This is a genomic window from Oceanobacillus longus (assembly GCF_042650085.1).
Classification (GTDB): Bacteria; Bacillota; Bacilli; order Bacillales; family Amphibacillaceae; genus Oceanobacillus; species Oceanobacillus longus.
This window is the reverse complement of record NZ_JBHSAO010000015.1, coordinates 1-20,062: the sequence shown is the minus strand read 5'-3', so window position 1 is coordinate 20,062 and position 20,062 is coordinate 1. Positions and strand designations below refer to the sequence as shown.

Sequence of the window (20,062 nt, the reverse complement as noted above, 5' to 3'; positions counted from 1 at the left end):
GATACTCTCAGTCTTTCAGAAATGGTCAGATGGAGTGATGCTCAACGCTATAATCCAATTGAAGATGAATTAATTGGTACATATAGAGGGATAACGAAAGTAGCAGCTCTTGAGAACGGTAAATTTAATATCCGTGTTAACTCCGTAGCTCCAGGTGCAATTGATACGCCAATGCTACGCGGTGCACTGGAACAATTTGGCTTAAGTGAAGAAGAATATGCACCACAATTAAGCTTATTAAATCGCTTTGGTCAAGCAGAAGAGATTGCACAAGCTTCACTTTGGTTAGCATCTGATGCATCATCCTATGTAACAGGTACAACCATACATGCTGATGCTGGTTATACTTCACGCTAAGCATTAAAATGTATAAATACGTCGTTTATCAATAATAATAGAAAGCACTCACTTTAATCGATTTTTGGTTGGGGTGAGTGCTTTTATATTGGTAGAACTGTGGTATTCAACAACAGGGACAGGTGCCTCGGTCCACTTTTAAGAAGATTAATTATTAATTAGGACCAGTGTTCTGTGGTGCACCCTAAAAATTAGAGTAAGAAATCTAACTTTTGGGGTGTTTAGTGTGGTCAAAAAAAATATAGTGATAGTTTAAAGCTAAAGGTAGTAAAAGATTATCAAGAAGGATATCTAGGATTTAGAGGTGTAGCTAAGAAACATGGAATACAGTCAAAATATCAAGTTGAAAGATGGGTGAAATTATATGAGAAGTTTGGTGCGGAAGGAATAAAAAGCAGGAAACATAAAGAAACTTATTCTGTTCAATTGAAGCTAGATGTATTAAGCTTTATAAAGAGAACAGGTTCTTCAGAAACAGAAACAGCCCTTCATTTTGGGCTGAAACATCCCACTCTAATAGCTTCATGGAAGAAAACTTTTCGTGAGAGTGGTGCTGAAGCCCTGGATAGAGCGAAAGGACGGCCTCCCATGTCTGATACATCTAAGAGTAGTACAAACAAACAAATAAAAGAAAAAGATATGACACACGAACAAAAATTAGAAAGAGAAAACGAGCTTCTTCGTTTAGAGGTAGAATACTTAAAAAAGTTGCGAGCTTTTCAGATGGATCCGGAAGGATATCTCGAAAAGCACAAGCAACGTTATCACTCGAACTCAGAGAAAAACAATTCCAATTAAGAGATGTTTTACATGTCGTCGGTATCCCTGAATCCTCTTACCATTATCATATAAAAATGATGAAGAAGGAGAACCCAAATCAGGTACTAGAAGAGCTTATCCAATCCATTTTTGATGAAAATGATAAAAATTATGGTTATCGTCGTATTTATCTAGCCTTAAAAAACCAAGGACATAGAGTGAATCATAAGAAGGTTCAACGTATCATGAAGAAATTAGGACTAAAAGGAAATAAGTTCTGGAGAAAAACACGCAAGTATAGTTCTTACAAAGGTACGGTCGGGAAGGTTGAGAAAAACCGTATTAATTGCCGATTTTATACAAATGTTTCTCATCAAAAATTAACAACAGATATCACAGAATTTAAATGTGCTGCTGGAGCAAAATTATATTTAAATCCAATTATGGATATGTTTAATGGTGAAATTCTTTCGTTTGGGATAAGTAAACGTCCAAATTTAGAACTTGTGATGGACCCCTTAAAGGAAGCTTTGGAAGTAGTAAAAGGTTCAACGTACAGAACAACGATTCATTCGGATCAAGGATGGCATTATCAACATAGAAAATGGGTAGAAGCCCTTAAAGAAAATAAGGTTTTTCAAAGTATGTCCCGAAAGGGAAACTGTTTAGATAATTCACCAATGGAAAACTTTTTTGGTTTATTAAAACAGGAAATGTATCATGGAGAGGCCTTGTGCTCTTTTGAAGAATTAAAAAGCAAGATTGAGCGATATATAAACTATTTTAATAACAAACGTATCAAGCAAAAATTGGCGGGAATGAGCCCGGTTCAATACCGCATTCACACCAGCCAATTAGCTGCTTAATATAAACTCTAACTTTAGGGGGTCACATCATTTTTTTTAGACATAGAAGGTCTCCCTTTTGATTTTGGTTTCAGGCCTTCTATCCCTTGTTCCTTATATTCCTTAATCCAGCGTCTAATTAAGGAAGGATTGTTCAAATTAAATTGAACAGCAGTTTCTAAAAAAGAAGCACCTGTCTTTAACATAAATTGTATCGTATCTAATTTAAATTGAACAGGATACAACTCCCTAGTTTGCCTTCTTTTTAACCCATCCATCTCCTGAGACTTATAGACTTTCACCCATTCAATTATGGATGTTTTGCTACCCATATTATATTTTTTGGCCAATAATTTATATCCTAAATTGCCATATAAATACTCGGTGACGAGCTTTATTTTAAATTCTTCACTATATTTAGCCAAAAAGAAGTACCCCCGAAAATTAGATTTTCTACTCTAACTTCATGGGTCGGTATCTTTTCTTGCTTTCTCAATTTATCAAAATACTCTTTAGCCCTTGAAGCAGGTATTCTATTAGCCTCCATACTTTTCATTCATAACTTTAGCACTACAACTCACAACTAAAGGGTCTGCTCCCAACATTTATTTTTTTGTATCCTTTAGAAACTAGAAATTTATCAATAGCTATTTGCAAAAACAATTATCTTTATTAAAAAATTAGAAAAAATCAATAATAATAACAATTACTATTAATATTAGCTAGAATTATAATTGTAGCTAAGGAGGGGAAGTAATGGTTAATTATCAAAGAAAAACGTTAAAAACAGGTGATTTTCAAACTGTATTCTATGAATCAGGTGCGAGCAATAAAGAAGCTCTAATTTTTTTGCACGGTTCAGGTCCAGGTGCAAATGGTATTACAAATTGGAAGAATGTCTTAGAGCATTTTGGTGAAAATTATCATGTCATTGCACCAGACTTAGTCGGATTTGGTGAAACAGAAATTCCAGAAAATACTGATTTGGGCTTTTGGCAATGGACTCGTTTACGTGTAGAACAAATATTACAACTAATGGATTATAACGGTATTGAAAAAGGAACATTGATTGGAAATTCAATGGGTGGAATAATCTCTCTACATGCAGTTATGCATTCATCCGATCGCTTCGAAAAAGTGATTTTAATGGGAAGTGGAGGTGCACCTACTGCTGTCCCAGGTCCTACTCCGGAAATTGTTCGAATGTCAGGTTTCTATCAAAATCCTACCTATGAGGATTTCCGAAACTTAATTACTTGGTTCCTATACGATGAATCCGTATTAGGAGATGAACTTGAATCAATTATTAAACAACGATATGAAATAGTAATGCAGCCAGGGTATAAAGAAATTTATCCCAAATTATTTCCAAAATCGCCATTTGAAATGCAGATTCCAACAAGTGCATTAAGACGTATGAAGCAACCAATGCTGTTGGTACATGGTTATGAAGATCGTTTTGTACCGAAAGAATCAAGTCTCAGTTTAATGGAGCATTTACCTAATGCAGAACTCGCTTTGTTGAAGGAATGTGGTCATTGGGTACAAATTGAAAAAGCTGATCGCTTTCATGAAATATTAGAATCTTTTCTTAAAAGAAAGGAGCAAGTCAGATGACAGTACAAATCCAAGATACTGAAATTTACAACAAATTAATGCTAAGCGCTGAGAAAATTGGAAGACTAGCAGAAGAAGAAGCTCTAGAAGCAGATTTAAATGCAACTATTTCTAAAAATGTTGTCCAGTTAATAAAAGAGGAAAACATTAATCGCCTAATCTGGCCTAAAATTTATGGGGAACCACAAATTGATTTTACTACTTTCACAGATATGATTAAGAAAGTAGGCTATTACAATATGTCTGCATCTTGGCTAACTTATTTCTATTCACTGCATAACTCTTGGTCAACTTTCTTGCCAAAACATCGCATGGATGAAATTTTCCATGCTGACGCACTACTTGCGGATATTTTTGCACCTATGGGAAAAACAGAGAAAGTTGAAGGTGGATTCATTCTTAATGGTAAATGGGATTTTGTAAGCGGTATCAATTATTCTAATTGGGTTGCTGTAGCAGCAATACATCATTTTGAAGGGGAACCTCAACCAGAGCGACTCGGTTTAGTTGTGAAGGTTTCAGACCTCGAAATTATCGAAAATTGGAACCCATTAGGTTTAAGAGGCTCTGGAAGTAATTCAATCGTGATAAGAGATTTATTTATTCCAGAAGATCTGACATTCCGATTTAATGACATTCCATCAAAGAAAGCTTTTAATGAAGCAGTAGATTCGGAATATCTTTATTATAAACCAACTTACATGTCTGCATTTTTTGTTGGATTCCCAGCGGTCGCACTTGGTGGAGCGGAACGTACGATTCATGAATATAAGAAACATATTTTAGGTGTAAGAAGAATGGATGGAAGCCTAAAAGGTGAGACTGCTAAGTTTCAGCGCGTCCTTGCTGAAATGGCGATAGACTTTCAAACAGCAGAAGCGCTAATGAAAGAATATATTAGTCTATTAGAAGAAAAAATCGATGAATATAAACCAGCCACAGCGCAAGCGCTACGAGCAAAAATTATCAAACTTTGTCTTGATATTGTCATAAAAGCAACGGTTACTTTGGGTGCATTTGTAGCTATTAAAGGGCATCCTATTGAAATGATTTCACGGGATATGATTAATTTATCGACACATATGACGTCACTTTATGAAGACGCTCTTGAAAACTATGGTAAAAGCGAGTTAGGATTTGACGTAATTTCAATAGGTTAATTTTTATGAAAGACAAAATAAGAAAAGGTGGGATATGAAATGGAATACAGAGTATTACCTGAAATTGCGAAATTAGGACATGTTGCTGTTGTTTCAACGGATTTAGAGAAATCACTTTGGTTTTTCAAGGAAGTAGTTGGATTAGAAGAAACAGAAGAAGTTGATGGTGTACATTACTTGCGTGCATGGGGAGATTTTGAACATCACACATTATCTTTAACTGCCGGAGACGAATCACGTGTGGAACATATTGCATTCAGAACGAAACGTCCTGAAGATGTTGGCTATTTTGCTGAGTTACTGGAAGAGGCAGAAGTTAAAGTAGAGAAAGTTCCAGCTGGAGTTGAAGCTGGTCAAGGTGAATCGATACGTTTCCAATTACCTACAGGTCATAATTTTGAGTTATATTTTGAGATGGATCAAACACCTGCAGACCCTTCTCGTAAAGCACGATTAAAAAATCAAACGTACAAAGCTTGGAGAAAAGGAATTTCACCTCGTCGTTTTGATCACGTCAATATTGCAACGAACGAAGATGCAAATTTAATTATTGATTTCTTAGTAGAGAAATTAGGGTTTAAAGTACGAGAATATTTCAAGTTACCAAATGGCGCAACCGGATCTGCATGGTTAAGTGTAACTCCACTAGTTCATGATATCGCGGTCATGTCATCGCCGGATGTTAAATCATCACATGAATTGCACCATATTTCCTATTTTACAGATAATGCACAAGATATTTTACGTGCAGCTGATATTTTAACTGAAGAAGGATTTAAATTTATCGGACCAGGGAAACACGGAATTACTCAAGCGATCTATCTTTATATCATTGATCCTGGTAGCGGTATAAGATTGGAACTATTCTCAAACAGCTATTTAATTCTCGAACCCGATTGGAAACCTGTTGAGTGGTCGATCGAAGAGGCTGAATTTGCAGTAACGTATTGGGGCGAGCAAACTGGTGGTGCATCAGAACTAGATAAGCCAACAATAAATGCTGGTGGAGAGATGAGCATTAAGATCTAACAGATTACTAATTTAAAAACAGTAGAAAAATATTTTCTACTGTTTTCTTTTACCAATTTACAAAAATTGTATTTAATATATTAAAATTATGGACATGGAACGATAGCTTCATTTCTGCGGTCAGCCAGTGCTTTGCATAATTGGCGCTTCCAATTATGCAACATGGGAACGAATGAAAGTCTAATGTTTTAAGAGGTGAGCGTACTAAATAAATAGGCGCCCGCTAAAGTTTTTCTCATACGTTTATATTTCACGAAGGATTTCGATTATTGATTCATCGTTTTACTTTTAAAAACTTAGGAGGTATGTATATGAAACAACGTTCACCATGGGTTATATTTATTGTGTTACTTTCTGGCATTTTCGTTACGTTAGAAGCGAGTGCCTTTTTAACACCAGCACTTCCATACATTGCAAAACATTTTGCACTACCTACAGAATTTGTGGGTATAGTGACCGTATGTTATTACATTACAGCAATCGCTTTAGCGCCATTATTCGGTCGTCTCGGTGACCAAATTGGACGCAAAAAAATCGTTGTAGCAGGTATGCTCATTTTCTCGCTATCCGAATTTTTAGCATCGTTTAGCCCAACTCTAACTGTGTTTTTAATTGCGCGAGTTATTCAAGGTTTTGGCTATGCTTGTATATTCCCAAATGTATTTGCTTATATTTCGGATATTTTTACCGAGGAAAAGCGCGGGCGTGCTATTGGTGTTTTCATGCTATTTATTTATATCGCGACAGGTACAGGCGGTCTGATTTCAGGCTTCCTTATTGAAACGTTTAACTGGCGAGCAATTTTCGTTACAAGTGGTACAATAGCGTTTATTGGTTTCCTACTAGTAGCAATTTTTGTACCTTCGACTACACTTCAAGTGACGAAAACAAAACTCAACTATACTGGGGCAGTCATTTTTATGCTATTCATTGCATCCGTTGTATCTATACCTATGTCAATCGGATTCTTCGGATTATTTTCACCGTTTACGCTCATTCAATTCGTTTTAATTTTCGTGATTTTAGCTAGCTTGTTAATGTATGATCGTCGGAGTGAAGCACCTACGTTAGATCTATCTATATTAAAAATTAGAGGTATTGCAATTTCTGCTATCTTAATTACAGGTCAAAACATAATTATGTTAAGTATTCTTTACACCCTTATGTTTTATGGTGCTAACCGTGCAGACTGGACAGCCGTAGAAATTGGTTTAATTACAACTGTAAATTTTAGTATAGCAGCAATTATTTCGCCATTTATTGGACGATATTTAGATAAATACCGTCCAGTATATGTGATTATTTTTGCCTTAGCTTCATCACTCGTTGGTGTAATTATTTTCTATTTTGTAAATATGAGTTCAAGCTTAACATATGTATTATTAGTTATGGTCTTTATTGGGATTTGCTCAGGCTGCATAAATGCTGCGTTAATGAAAATTGTTATTACGGAAGCGCCAGAAGGGAAAAAAGGTGTTGGTACAGGTTTATTCACATTATTTAAAGATTTAGGCCTACCACTTGGTGCAACATTTGGTTCAACACTTTACGGTATTTCGCAGTCAAAAGGGTTCGAAAATAATATTACAGTAGCTGCGGCAGATAATGGTATTAATGCTAAACTATCAAATGATATTTTAACGGCGAATACAACAGGTGAAATTTCTTCTACTCTATCGTCTGCTCTTTCATCAGCTAATATTACGTTTGAAGCACTGGTTTATCAGATTAACGATTTAAGTACTGAATTCGCTATACAAACTATTGCTCTCGTTTGCTTTGGATTATGTTTATTCATTTTAATATTAAGTTTAACTTTATTAAAGAAATCTCCAAAACTAGAACAGGAGCAGAATACAATTATCTTAAAAGAAGATGTTGCAAAGAGTTAAAGGGTTTACAGATGTTAAGCTAGAGCTAATTGTAAAAGCACGGGAAGCAGGTAACTAACAGATTAGGGTTAAGAGCTAACAGATCACTAATTTTATAACAGTAGAAAAATTATTTTCTACTGTTTTCTTTTATACAATTTACAAAACTTGTATCTATTCTATCAAAATTATTGACTGTTAAAATATAAAAAATAAGAAAGAGTGATTATTTTGCGTTTGTTACGTTTTTCGATAAATGATAAAGGTCATATTGGTGTTCAGCTAGAAAATCGAATAATTGACTTAACAACTGCTGCAGAGGATTTTAAAGTTGTTTTTCCAGATAATATCGAATCGATCATTGGTAAAGAGTACCTTGTTGATGAATTATTAGGTAAGATTAAAGAAAAGTCAATTGATCGTTATGTTGTTTCTAAAGAAGAATTAAAGTATTTACCTGTTTCAAGTTCACCTGAAAAAATTATTTGTGTAGGCGTTAACTACCAGGAACATGCAGATGAATCCAATTTGGATGTTTTAGAGCATCCAGTATTGTTTAATAAATTTAATAATTCCTTGCATGCGCACAATGAACCAATTGTAATGCCTAAAGATTCATTAGAAAATGATTATGAGGCTGAGCTTGCGATTATGATTGGAAAGGAAGCTCAAAATATTACTAGAGAAGAAGCATTACAGTATGTATTCGGTTATACGATTGCAAATGATGTTTCTTCTCGAGATTGGCAAATGCGAACACATCAATGGATGCTCGGGAAGTCTGTTGACCAATATTGTCCAATCGGCCCCGTGTTAGTGACAGCGGACGAGATTGACGATCCACAGCAATTGGATATTCAATTATATCTAAATGGAGAAATCAGGCAGCATTCAAATACGTCAAAAATGATTTATGACTGCATATCTATTATCTCTTATTTATCTAGTCATATGACGTTAAGACCTGGAGATATTATTTTAACTGGGACTCCGGAGGGGGTTATTTTAGGAATGGATCCTAGAACAAGACAGTATTTACAACACGGAGATGAAACTATCATTGAAATTGAAGGAATCGGTACATTAAAAAACACATTTATTCGTAAATAAGTTAATTAGTTCATATCATATGAATGTCAAATGTTAAAACAAGCAGCACAGAGAACGTTACTAATTTGTGCTGCTTGTTCATATTGGCTTATGGAGATAGGTGAAGGGTTCTATAGCAGATTCACATTGGATGATTTTTTCCTTTTTAAAAAAATTCGTTGAGGCATTCCGTTCATCGTTTTAGATTGTTACCCAATGTCCTGAACCTTTGAATTCTAGAAACTCGAAAAAAGCCCTTAAGTTCTTAGAAAAGAGATAATCTTAACTAACGGACTTAAAGGCTTGTATTTTATAACTGATTATTTACCTACATATAAATCAATGTTGTACGCATTTCATATTAGCGGCATATTTAGATGTCATATGTTGATTCACTTAGCAAAGGCTGAAGTCTCGCAGCTATTTCGTAAATAAGATCTTCCTGGCCGCCGACTGCTTGCATTTTACCTAATTTAACTAAGATATCTCTTTCATCAATATTGAACTTTTTCGCAGCCTTTTCTGTATGTAGAAGGAAACTAGAATACACTCCAGAATAACCCATCATTAAGCTTGAACCAGTAACCTCTTGAGGGCGTGGCATAAATTTTGCAACAACGTCATTAGCAACGTCAAGAATTTTATAAAGGTCAACACCTGTGTGATATCCCATTTTTTCAAGCACGGCAACCATTACTTCTGTTTGCGTATTACCGCTTCCTGCACCTAATGCACGTAAACTACCATCGATATACGTGGCTCCTGCTTGTACTGCAGCAAGCGTATTTGCCATGGCCATCGATAGGTTGTTATGGCCATGGAATCCAATTTCACAAGAAAGTTCATTTTTTAGTGCAGTAATTCTTTCCGTGACTTCATGTGGTAAGAGTGCACCAGCTGAATCGGTTACATAAACAACTTCTGCCCCATAGCTTTCAAATAACTTTGCTTGTTCGACGAGTTTTTCAATGGGTGCCATATGTGCCATCATTAAAAATCCTATTGTTTTTAAGCCAAGTTCGCGCGCTAGCGTAATATGCTGCTTAGCCACATCTGCTTCTGTCACATGAGTTGCTACACGTACCATGTTTGCGCCTACTTTTACAGCGTCATTTAGGTCATTCTTCGTTCCAATCCCAGGTATTAGCAGAACAGATATTTTTGCCTGGCTACATTCAGCCGCTGCAGCTTCAATTAATTCTAGCTCATCTACTTTGGATAGACCGTATTGCATGGAAGATCCACCTAAGCCATCTCCATGTGATACCTCGAAATAATTCACGCCAGCCTTGTCCAATCCTCTTGCCGTTTCTCTTACTTGTTCTTTAGTAAACGCATGTCTCATGGAATGGCTTCCATCACGGAGTGTTACGTCCACAATCTCAAAACTGCGGTTGTTCATCTTAATTCACTCCTTCTTTAGCTCGTTGTAATGCTAATTCATTCGCTACTCTCGTTGCAGCTGCTGTCATGATATCTAAGTTACCAGAGTAAGTAGGGAAGAAGTCTCCTGCACCTTCGACTTCAACAAAGACAGAAATCTCTTTTCCTGAAATTTGAGGTTCTGTATTCATGCGATAACCAGGAACGTATGTTTGTACTTCCTTTACCATACCTTTAATAGATTGAAGGATTTCAGCTTCTTTACCTTCTTCTTCTATCGTTGCATGAATCGTGTCACGCATCATAACTGGCGGTTCAGCAGGGTTTAGGATAATTATTGCTTTTCCTTTTTTTGCACCACCGACTTTTTCAATAGCATTTGCTGTTGTCAGTGTAAATTCGTCAATATTTGCTCGTGTTCCTGGACCTGCGCTGCTGCTTGAGATTGTCGCAACAATTTCTGCATAAGAAACAGGGGAGACACGATTAATCGCATGAATAATAGGAATGGTAGCCTGACCACCACATGTAACTAAGTTAACATTTGGTTCGCTTTTCAATTGATCCAAATTCACTGATGGCACAACGAATGGTCCAATTGCAGCAGGTGTTAGGTCAAGTACTTGTTTTCCTATTGAGGTGAGTTTATCACTATGAGATTGATGAATCTTTGCAGATGTTGCGTCAAATACCATTTCAAATTTTTCCGGATGTTCGAGAAGCCCATCGATACTTTTGGTTGTAGTAAGGTAACCATGTTCTTTCGCTAGACGCAACCCTTCTGAGTTAGGATCAATTCCTGCCACCATTGTTAATTCTAGTGCGTCTGATCGTTCAATTTTATACATTAAATCGGTTCCAATGTTACCTGAACCGAGTATAGCAACTTTACATTTTGACATAAAAACCCTCCTTATTTTATAAACGTTGCTGAAACGGTTCCCAGATTTTCAAATTCAGCTTTAAATTGATCTCCGTCTTCAATTGGAATGGCTTTGGACAAAGCCCCAGCGAGAATAATCTCTCCAGCGTTCAGTGAAATATCATAGACACCTAACTCATTTGCCAGCCAAGCAACTGCTTCAAGTGGGTTGCCCATTACAGCCGAACCGTACGCAGAATCAATGAATTCATCGTTTTTATATAATGACATTTTTACTTCTGATAGATTAATTTCACTCAATGGTATGGAGTCTCTTCCGATGATTGCACCAGCTGATGATCCGTTATCTGCTACGGTATCCTCAAATTTAAACTTCCAATCTCGTATTCGGCTATCGATAATTTCAATAGCTGGTACAACATAATCCGTTGCTTTTATAACATCTTCTATGGTTACTCCAGGTCCTTTTAGTTGCTCCTTTAATACAAAACCGATTTCGAATTCTACTTTAGGTTGAATAAATTGGTCTAAAGAGATGGCCGTATCTTCACTGTAAATCATATTGTCTAGAAGGTGGCCATAATCAGGAGTGCTTACTCCTAACATGTCTTGCATTGCTTTACTTGTTAGCCCGATTTTTTTACCCACCACTTTCGCACCTTTTTCTTTCTTGTAATCAATAATAGCTAACTGTATTTGGTAAGCTTGGTCTTTTGTTATTTCTCCCTGTGATGTAAATGCTTCGATAGTTTCTTTTGATTTCTCTACTTCAATAAGTGCATGAACAGCTTTCTCTATGTTCATCGATTAACTCTCCTTTAAGCTATACAGTAAACGCACTGCTAGAATGAATTTCTTGTACAACAGGTATTTGATGTGACCAAATAATCTCTACTTTATCACTCCGAATAAACCTGTGTATTAATTTTTCTGTTAGGTAGATCCTATTCTGATTTTTAGGAATGACGACTTCTGTTTCTTGAACTCTTTCATTTATTTTAATCGCTACTTTATACATCCCTTTGGCGGGGAGCATATAATACGGTGCTAATTTGAAACACTGCCCGTCCCAGTACACTTCGGTTTCATAGTATCTTCCTAGAACATTTGATAACTGTTCCATTTCTCCATTAGAGATGAGCTCGCGTATCCATGTTGAGCTGATCTTTTTACCATGGAAATCAATCTTTTTGACTTTTGTAACGTCAATTTGGTCGTGGGAATCTTTCTTAACTCGATCAATATTACCTGTAGCCCGATGTCCATAAGAAAAATCAAAACCTGCTACTGCATGCACCACCTTCAAATTAAGTAGATAGTCTGATACAAATTGTTCTGGAAGAAGAGAAAGAAAATCCTTATCACATTCCACCACATAAAACGTATCAACACCCAAGGATTCTAAAATGGATGCTTTTTTTGAAGTTGGCATTAAATAATCAAACGTAGTATTGCCTTTTGATAGAATCGTTTTTGGGTGTGGAAAAAAGCTCATTACTGCCAGTGGAAGATTTCCCTTTTTTGCGACATCACCGGCAGTCTTAACCACTTTTTTATGTCCGTTATGAATCCCATCAAAAAAACCCAGTGCCATAACATTTGGTGTTGAACGGTGTTTCCAGTACGTGAAATTACTGGAATTTAAATGTATTGTTTTCATAAGGATTTTCTCACTCCTGACAATTATTTTGCGATTACTGCTTTTTCCAATGTGCGGTATTTTCCTTTAGAGAAAATGAGTGGTTCTTCTTCTTCTAAATGAATATCAGTTACTTGCCCTATAAAAATGATATGGTCGCCTTCGACATATTCTGATTTAACGTTACAGGCAACTTGTGCAATGGCACCGGGAATTACCGGCTTTCCGTCCAAATAATCAAACATGATTTCTTTTTCACTCTGCACCTGACCAGCGAAAATCCTCGATAAATCCTGTTGATTTTCAGAAAGGACGTTAACGGAGAACTGCCCACTCTCCTTAATTTTTGTTAACATATGTGCATCTTCTTTTAATGAGATAATAACAAGTTTTGGTTCCAGTGACTGCGACATGAAGGCATTCGCTGTCATTCCATGTGCACCTGCATTTGTTTCCGTTGCGATCACAGTAACCCCTGTTGCAAAACTTCCCATCGCATTTCGAAATAAACGATCATCCATTATAAACCCACCTTTAAATTTTTTATTATGTTTCTTTAAATGACAATTAGAATCCCAGCAACCACAAAAATAAACATCGATGCGTCTAATATGCTGACTTAGTTACTCCATAGTCGCGCCCTCATAACCAAATAGATTATGACTATAAGAGAATATTGTATTCTCTTATATAGAAGCAGTGAGTTTGATAACGCTTACAGTTATCGAAGTAGGTTCAATAGTGTTGTTTTTAATTATTGCAGCACCAAAGAGTCATCTTCTAATAAAACATCTACAAACAGCAAAATATCCTCGGTCCCGGCATTCTTCGGCATTGTCATTTTTATTACTATCTAAATCTTATCCAATAAAGAATCTCTAAACAAGATAAGAAATTATTGAAAACTCAAATATTTTCAGTAAAAATAATTGTTTTATTCTATCGTATGGCTTTTTGGAAAGGCAATTGCTTAGTTAATGTATTTCCAAGAAATCTTGTTTTAATTTCCGTGGATAAGCAGAATGACATTTTAGTACTTTTAATGTTATTTTATTGTAATCTTAGACTATAACCATAATTTTTATTGTTGTATAATAATAATATATGGACTAATATAAGATAATTAGGTAAACGCTTTCATCGGAAGGAGAGATTGTATTATGAATGAAATTACTCATTTAGACAACTTTGATCACTCCGACATAGTGATTACATCTGAATCATTCGGTATCTTACGAAAAGCTTTATTTGAACATATGGGAAAAGAAAAAGCCAAAGCATTCTTAATGCGTTTCGGAAAAGTATTAGGAGAGAATAAAGCAAAGGAAGTAATTGATTCTACGAAGCCTATTAACGACATCTTAGGTATCGTAGAATCAATTACTAATAATCATGTGAGCTTAGGTCATGTTTCTAATGTTGAATACGACATTCCAAGATCAAATATAGAAGATAATCAAATAATATTTAATGAAAAAGCAGCCAAGTCGAAAGATCCCGGCAAGTGGAAAGATTCTTTTGAAGTAAAATTGCATTTAAAGCATTTTGGAATCGCAGATGAATGTACTTGTTATACTTTAAGTGGTTATGCTAGTGGGAGTTTATCTGTAATATTTAACCAAGAAATATTTGTTAAAGAATTAACTTGTCGTTCTAAAGGTGACGCAGATTGTACATTCGAAGTGAATACAAAGGAATACTGGGAACGAAATTCACAAGATTATTTACCCATTTATGATGATCAATCTATTTTAAACGAGTTAGAGATTACATATGATACACTACTGTCCCAGAAGAAACTTCTCGAAAGAATTACGGACTTTCATGTGCAATTAACGGAATCTGTTATCGAGCAAAACAGTATCGATGAAGTCGTGAAAGCAGCCTATCAAATTTTAAAAGTTCCTATTGTAATTGAAGAATTGAACGGGAATATTATTAGTAAGTATGGTATTGAAAAAGTTGAATTTAATGAATTAATTAGCAATAAAAAAATAATAAAAGAAAGAAAACATAGAACTAATGTAGAACAAATTAATAACTCTTACCTGATGAGTACACCGATTTATTTAGATGATAAAGCTCTTTTTACTTGTTATTTTGTTTATGAAGATATGTTGTTGTACGATAAAAATGATTATTTATTTTTAGAAAGATTGTCTACTGTATCTACATTATGTTTTATTAATGAAAAAATTAGTTTTGAGACAACAGAACGATTAAAAATTAATATACTCGATCGTTTAATACAGAAGCAATATATTTCTATAGATGAAATCTCTTCACAATTAAAATATATTACAAATGAAATAACAGATCCTTATATAACTTTAATGTTTGAATGTAGCACAAAAGAATCTACTAATGCCCCTATTGACTTGTATGAAAAAGTAATACAAATCTCTAACACATTAAAAATATACTCATTAGATGGATTATTAAGTAATTATAAAGATAAAATTGTAATTTTAATTTTTTCTGTTAATAAAACATCTTTTCAAAAAAGAATAAATCAAGTATTATCCCATTCACAGAAAATAGATAACGAATACAATTATAAAGTAGGAATTAGTAGTGTATTTGATGATTTAACTCATTTTCATAGTTCATTAGAACAAGCAGAACAAGCTGTAAATTTACCTCGCTCTCAAAATGTTATTCAATTTGATGAATTAGGATTACTAGGAACTTTCCTCCAAGGAATTAATGTTAATGATTTAAAGAATACTGCAAACAAAGAGCTAGGACGGTTATTGGATTCAAATGACCGAAATAAAGAATTACTTTATACCTTATACATTTATCTTATAAATGGAGGCAAGTTAGAAAAAACAATGAAGGATCTTTCGCTATCTATAGGAGGTATCCAATATCGTATACGTAAAATTGAGGAAATAATCGAAAAAGATTTAAAAGACTTCACAAACGCTTCTTATTTATTATTAATAATAGAATCACTTATTTCCATTGGTGAAATTAAAATTTAATTATTGGATAATTAATTATTCATTGATGTTTATTGTAAACAAGTCAGTTGTATATCTTGAATATTAAAATCTCTAGTTGACTTTGTAGAATACAAAGAGTTGTTGCTATGAGGGAACATACAAGAAGTGCGGCACAGCGTTAAGGAGGTAAGCAAATGGTTCAGGAATGCAGAAAGGTCCTCACTGTACTCCCTGCTCCTATTTAATTTTTTATATGAGCTGCTGTAGTTTACTAATATCTAGTTGAAAAACCAAGCGGCAGAATGATGAATTTATTTAATAAAAAAGTTTAAGTGAGGAAATATTAGTGAATAATAACGAATCTGTCATAACAAATGAATCAATAGCAGCGATTGAAAGAAAAAGAATAAAGACGATTCCTATAATGGTTTCACTTATGATTGGTGTATTTACTGGAATATTTAATCAAACTGCATTAAATATGGCATTAACGGGTATTATGGATGATTTTCAAATCCATGCTTCTAACGTTCAATGGGTAACAACAGGATACATACTAACTATGGGTATCTTAGTTCCGATATCTGGACTATTATATAAATCGGTTCCAACAAAGAAGTTATTTACCATCTCACTTGGTTTTTCTTTTACTGGAACCTTACTAGCAGGTTTTTCTATAAATTTTGAAATGTTATTACTAGCTAGAATTATACAAGCAGTTGGTCCTGGAATATTGATGCCATTAATGACCAACATCATTTTAGTTCTCTTTCCACCGAATAGACGAGGAATGGTAATGGGTTTAATGATGCTTGTCATTGCTGTAGCACCGGCTTTAGGACCAACTATTTCTGGTTTACTTATAGGGAGTGTTGGTTGGAAAGGAATCTTTTGGGTTAGCATACCTTTACTATTGATTTCATTGATTTTGGGTCTGATTTATATGCGAAATATCTCCAATATAACCAAACCTAAAGTAGACATTCTATCTATATTGTTATCGACGATAGGATTTGGTGGAATTGTTTTCGGTTTTAGCAGTGCAGGAAGTGCAGTCGGTTCTTGGGGACAACCAATTGTAATAATACCTTTAACAATTGGCATTCTGAGCCTTATCCTATTTTCGTTTCGTCAATTTAAGTTAGCAAGCCCCATGCTGAACTTACGAGTATTCAAGTATCCTATGTTCACAATCGGATCTGTATTGGTTTTTTTAGTTATGTTTGTTAACCTATCCATTTCAATCTTAATGCCTATGTACTTAGTAGAGAGTTTACTATTGTCAGCTCTAACAGCAGGGCTTGTTTTGCTGCCAGGTGGAGTTTTTAATGGTGTTACTTCACTTATTATTGGACGAATTTTTGATGAAGTTGGTCCTAAATTTCTTGTGCGGATTGGTTTTTTTATTCTAATCATAATGTTCCTTTTATTTTCAAATATAACAGTTAATACTTCGTTACTAATTATTATTATAATTCACACCGGTTCGATGTTTGGAGTTGCCCTCATAATGAATCCTGCACAAACGAACGGGTTAAATCAATTACCAAAACAGCTCTACCCAGATGGTGCAGCAGTCATAGGAACGCTAACACAGATTGCGGGGGCAATCGGAGTTGCTATAGCTATCAGCACGATGGTCTCAGGTCAGGAAGCATATCTTGGCGGCAATATTGAACCAATAAATATGACAGTTCAATCTGAAGCATTAGCAGCAGGTGTACGAAGTGGCTTCAAACTTTCTGTAATAGGTGCAATCATTGGATTTATTACTTCTCTTTTTATTAGGAGGAGTTGATAGCCTTTAACAATAAGCAGAGGAAGCAAACAAGGCATTAGTAGGAGTAGGTAAAGCTGAGAAGAGAAATATGAAATTGCAGCAAGGAAACAAAGCTTGAAGTAATAGTTGCTAAAGCGATTGTATATTTATTGATAGTACATACAACGACTATGGTAAGGAAAAGGGCATCTTTCAAATTGATTGAGAAGCTGAAAGAAGGTACCCCATCGGCAAATATGGCGTAAAGGGTAATTAGCTATTGTATAAAAAATTTCAAATTTTTCTCTAAACCCTTTAATAATAATTAACGCTTTCGTGCCCCAGCAGATTGAAAAAATATGAATATGTTGAGCTATTTGAATAGGTATGACATAAAATGAATTTCATAAATAATCAAGATAGTTTATTGGTCTAAGTCACAATTTGAGATCATGTATAATACACAACTTTTGCTAAAAACGAAATAATACTAAAGGTAACAAAAAGGTAACAAGAATAAATAATAAAAAAAAATCACGAGAAACACCTGTTCCGAAAAGGTATGCGCAACTATTGAAATAAAGACAATTAACAAATGGAAAAAGGTAGATAATTAGGCTCACAACACGGGCGGCATGATGTAAGTTGCCCCCAAACCCCTTGATACGTAAGGGTTTTATGTAAGATGAGAGTGGTTTGCTCACATTTTGCTAAGCTAAGGTAGAGGTAAATTAAGGGAGACTTCCCATAAGTTTAATCAACTTATGAGAAGTCTCTTTTTATTGGGTAATAGACTTTTTTCTTGATTTGATCATCGGAATTTCCAAGTCTGTCTATGATTTGTTCGATTGAGACTTCAGCCTAGTAGCAACTTGTTCAGTATAAAGATGATTATTAGTTACAGCACTATAAACTTAAATGGTTTGGCACATTTCCCAGTGATTCATCCAATGATTTTGAAAATGTAACAACAATACCTTCGAGTAAAATGGATTTTCATAAAAGCTGATTATATTTTCAGAGCATCCCTTATTGGTATTTTGTTTCATAAAATCCTTTGTTTCTGGATCGCTTGAGTCCTTTTGCGCTGTTTTCACAGGGATGAATTCAGTATGTTCTTTATCGTATTTTTTATATTTAGGGTTAATACGGATAAAATCCTCCACATAATTAATAACCGTATTCGAAGAAAGTGCTTCTTTATTTTCCTTACTTAACTCATTATATGTTACATCATATTCAGAACCAGAATTACTGTTTTTCCAAGGGGTAAATTGGATTGCCCGCGGTATATTATCAAACAGATTGTTTTGGAAGGTAGGTTTGATGGCACCACTTGCAAATATTCCTCTGTTAGCGTTATTTTTTCCAGGATCTACATCTTTAAAAGTATTGTTTTCTATCGTAGCGTTACTCCAGTTCAACACGCGAATGGCATCCTGACGCATTTTCTCTATTTTATTATTCTTGATTATGATTTGGTCATGATATTTTCCGCCGGAATACTTATGTGTACCGATTGCCCGGTCCAACTCGTAGAAGACATTATTTTCAATTGTCATATTGGTATTAGGTGTTTTATCGAATTTACTCCACTTGGAGCTCCAGCCATTCGTTAACTTATCAGGAGTATCTATATTGATTGCTTCTTTGATTTCACTTGATGAAGGTTTTGAGTACATAAATTTATTATTAGAGATAACAGCATCCTTTGTTGCATCAATCTCAATGAAATGTCCGGAATACATGTTTAGAAAATGAATATTTTCGATTCTGATATTTTGATTACGGCCAGCAATAATGCCAATACTTCTTTTCGAAATTCAAATCAATTGTCGCTGTACCAGATCCAATGATTGAGATGTTTGTTTCACCATTGTATTCACCATAGACACCTTCTTCTTTTCCAAAAGAAGGACGGATAAATTGAAAAATTGATTTATCAGCATCGGATTTAGATGTACCAGTTTCATTTCCATTTACAATCTTTGCACCATCTTGTAGTTTAATCGTTACATTCGAAGGTACGAATAATACGTTTGATACCGTATACGTTCCTTTTTCAAATACGAGTGTGCCTCCACCTGTTTCTTCAAGTTGTTCAAGATATGAACGAATTAAATAGTAATGTTTCGTATACTTATTATAGGTTGAAGCCCTCATAAAATTCCCATTGTATGTATCACTGTTTGGGGTAATCGTATATGTTTCTGCTTTAGCTTCGATTGAACTTGTAGGGTAGAGAATCCACAAAGTCAAGACAACTAAAGTCAATAAAAACTTTTGCATGATATGTTCCTCCTGGTTTGCTAGTATTTAATTTTTTGCTTTACAAAAGGAGTTTGTTTACCCCCTATATTAATTACCCCAAATATTCCTATGTAAAACTGATTCTATTAAGGGTGTTATTCGATTAGTAGGTTCAAAAAATAATTTTAGAGGTGCATGGAAGTGTCCAGGAATCAGATAAAAGGATGGATGTTTTACAATTCAACGCGCTCAGTAATATACACTAATATTAAAAATGCTTGCCATTCACTGGGATGGAAAATCAGTGTAAATTGGTCTACATAGGAAGTTTTTAAAGAAATAAAAAAGAAGTAATACTTAATCTTAAAAAGGTTAAATACTACTTCTTGCTATACTATATATAAGTTGTGTTTTGCAACCTAAAAGGTTACAAGATTGCAATGAAAAGGTTAGAACTTTGCCAGCCCATATTT

General features: G+C 34.7%; 18 protein-coding genes and 1 pseudogene. 11 read left to right on the top strand and 8 right to left on the bottom strand.

What is annotated here, in order from left to right; translation table 11 throughout:
- Nucleotides 1-21: 21 nt before the first annotated feature.
- From ACFOUV_RS16885 to ACFOUV_RS16870, 4 genes and pseudogenes are all read left to right on the top strand, one after another.
- Nucleotides 22-357, top strand: coding sequence for an SDR family oxidoreductase (locus ACFOUV_RS16885; RefSeq protein ID WP_379497958.1), 336 nt, complete (start codon nt 22-24; stop codon nt 355-357).
- 267 nt (nt 358-624) lie between these two features.
- Nucleotides 625-750: pseudogene (locus tag ACFOUV_RS16880) on the top strand (helix-turn-helix domain-containing protein); the annotation flags it as partial.
- Between the two features lie 33 nt (nt 751-783).
- Nucleotides 784-1,155 carry a helix-turn-helix domain-containing protein gene (locus ACFOUV_RS16875; protein ID WP_379497979.1) on the top strand — a complete coding sequence of 124 codons (372 nt, stop codon included), beginning with the start codon at nt 784-786 and terminating at the stop codon, nt 1,153-1,155.
- A complete protein-coding gene (locus tag ACFOUV_RS16870; protein ID WP_379497978.1) occupies nt 1,053-1,982 on the top strand; it encodes an IS3 family transposase in 930 nt (309 codons plus the stop codon). Before ACFOUV_RS16875 ends, ACFOUV_RS16870 begins: the two co-directional genes overlap by 103 nt.
- Before the next feature lie 14 nt (nt 1,983-1,996).
- On the opposite strand, the gene ACFOUV_RS16865 is transcribed toward ACFOUV_RS16870, so the two are convergent.
- Nucleotides 1,997-2,386 carry a helix-turn-helix domain-containing protein gene (locus ACFOUV_RS16865; RefSeq protein WP_379497957.1) on the bottom strand — a complete coding sequence of 130 codons (390 nt, stop codon included), beginning with the start codon at nt 2,384-2,386 and terminating at the stop codon, nt 1,997-1,999.
- 331 nt (nt 2,387-2,717) lie between these two features.
- Between ACFOUV_RS16865 and ACFOUV_RS16860 the strand changes: the two genes are divergently transcribed.
- The 5 genes from ACFOUV_RS16860 (at nt 2,718) to ACFOUV_RS16840 (ending at nt 8,748) form a co-directional block, all read left to right on the top strand.
- Entirely contained in the window at nt 2,718-3,578 is an 861-nt protein-coding gene (locus ACFOUV_RS16860; protein ID WP_379497956.1) for an alpha/beta fold hydrolase, read from the top strand.
- Complete coding sequence (locus ACFOUV_RS16855) at nt 3,575-4,738, top strand: flavin-dependent monooxygenase (protein WP_379497955.1); 1,164 nt, start codon at nt 3,575-3,577, stop codon at nt 4,736-4,738. Before ACFOUV_RS16860 ends, ACFOUV_RS16855 begins: the two co-directional genes overlap by 4 nt.
- Before the next feature lie 39 nt (nt 4,739-4,777).
- Nucleotides 4,778-5,767: a VOC family protein gene (locus ACFOUV_RS16850; protein ID WP_379497954.1), complete on the top strand. Its 990-nt coding sequence runs from the start codon at nt 4,778-4,780 to the stop codon at nt 5,765-5,767.
- A 311-nt stretch (nt 5,768-6,078) separates the two neighbouring features.
- On the top strand, nt 6,079-7,659 hold the full coding sequence (locus tag ACFOUV_RS16845) for an MFS transporter (RefSeq protein WP_379497953.1): 1,581 nt from the start codon (nt 6,079-6,081) through the stop codon (nt 7,657-7,659).
- Between the two features lie 210 nt (nt 7,660-7,869).
- Entirely contained in the window at nt 7,870-8,748 is an 879-nt protein-coding gene (locus ACFOUV_RS16840; RefSeq protein WP_379497952.1) for a fumarylacetoacetate hydrolase family protein, read from the top strand.
- Between the two features lie 352 nt (nt 8,749-9,100).
- Here the strand turns inward: ACFOUV_RS16840 and dmpG are convergent, their stop codons facing one another.
- The 5 genes from dmpG to ACFOUV_RS16815 are packed head-to-tail and all read right to left on the bottom strand — an operon-like array spanning nt 9,101 to nt 13,153.
- Nucleotides 9,101-10,129, bottom strand: a complete 1,029-nt coding sequence (dmpG, locus tag ACFOUV_RS16835; RefSeq protein WP_379497951.1) for a 4-hydroxy-2-oxovalerate aldolase — start codon at nt 10,127-10,129, stop codon at nt 9,101-9,103.
- 1 nt (nt 10,130) lies between these two features.
- Nucleotides 10,131-11,012, bottom strand: coding sequence for an acetaldehyde dehydrogenase (acetylating) (locus ACFOUV_RS16830; RefSeq protein ID WP_379497950.1), 882 nt, complete (start codon nt 11,010-11,012; stop codon nt 10,131-10,133).
- A gap of 11 nt (nt 11,013-11,023) precedes the next feature.
- Nucleotides 11,024-11,797, bottom strand: coding sequence for a 2-keto-4-pentenoate hydratase (locus ACFOUV_RS16825; RefSeq protein WP_379497949.1), 774 nt, complete (start codon nt 11,795-11,797; stop codon nt 11,024-11,026).
- 19 nt (nt 11,798-11,816) lie between these two features.
- Entirely contained in the window at nt 11,817-12,653 is an 837-nt protein-coding gene (locus ACFOUV_RS16820; protein ID WP_379497948.1) for a bifunctional riboflavin kinase/FMN adenylyltransferase, read from the bottom strand.
- A 23-nt stretch (nt 12,654-12,676) separates the two neighbouring features.
- The gene (locus ACFOUV_RS16815; RefSeq protein ID WP_087974595.1) at nt 12,677-13,153 is read right to left on the bottom strand and encodes a flavin reductase family protein; all 477 of its coding nucleotides are present in this window, start codon (nt 13,151-13,153) and stop codon (nt 12,677-12,679) included.
- Nucleotides 13,154-13,792: 639 nt separating this feature from the next.
- On the opposite strand from ACFOUV_RS16815, the gene ACFOUV_RS16810 reads away from it, so the two are divergent.
- Nucleotides 13,793-15,619 (top strand): V4R domain-containing protein, encoded by a 1,827-nt coding sequence (locus ACFOUV_RS16810; protein ID WP_379497947.1) that lies wholly within the window; start codon nt 13,793-13,795, stop codon nt 15,617-15,619.
- Between the two features lie 385 nt (nt 15,620-16,004).
- A complete protein-coding gene (locus ACFOUV_RS16805; RefSeq protein WP_379497977.1) occupies nt 16,005-17,378 on the top strand; it encodes a DHA2 family efflux MFS transporter permease subunit in 1,374 nt (457 codons plus the stop codon).
- Between the two features lie 875 nt (nt 17,379-18,253).
- Here ACFOUV_RS16805 and ACFOUV_RS16800 read toward each other — a convergent pair.
- Nucleotides 18,254-19,087 (bottom strand): right-handed parallel beta-helix repeat-containing protein, encoded by an 834-nt coding sequence (locus ACFOUV_RS16800; protein ID WP_379497946.1) that lies wholly within the window; start codon nt 19,085-19,087, stop codon nt 18,254-18,256.
- Between the two features lie 37 nt (nt 19,088-19,124).
- Nucleotides 19,125-19,628, bottom strand: a complete 504-nt coding sequence (locus ACFOUV_RS16795; RefSeq protein WP_379497945.1) for a hypothetical protein — start codon at nt 19,626-19,628, stop codon at nt 19,125-19,127.
- Nucleotides 19,629-20,062: the final 434 nt, after the last annotated feature.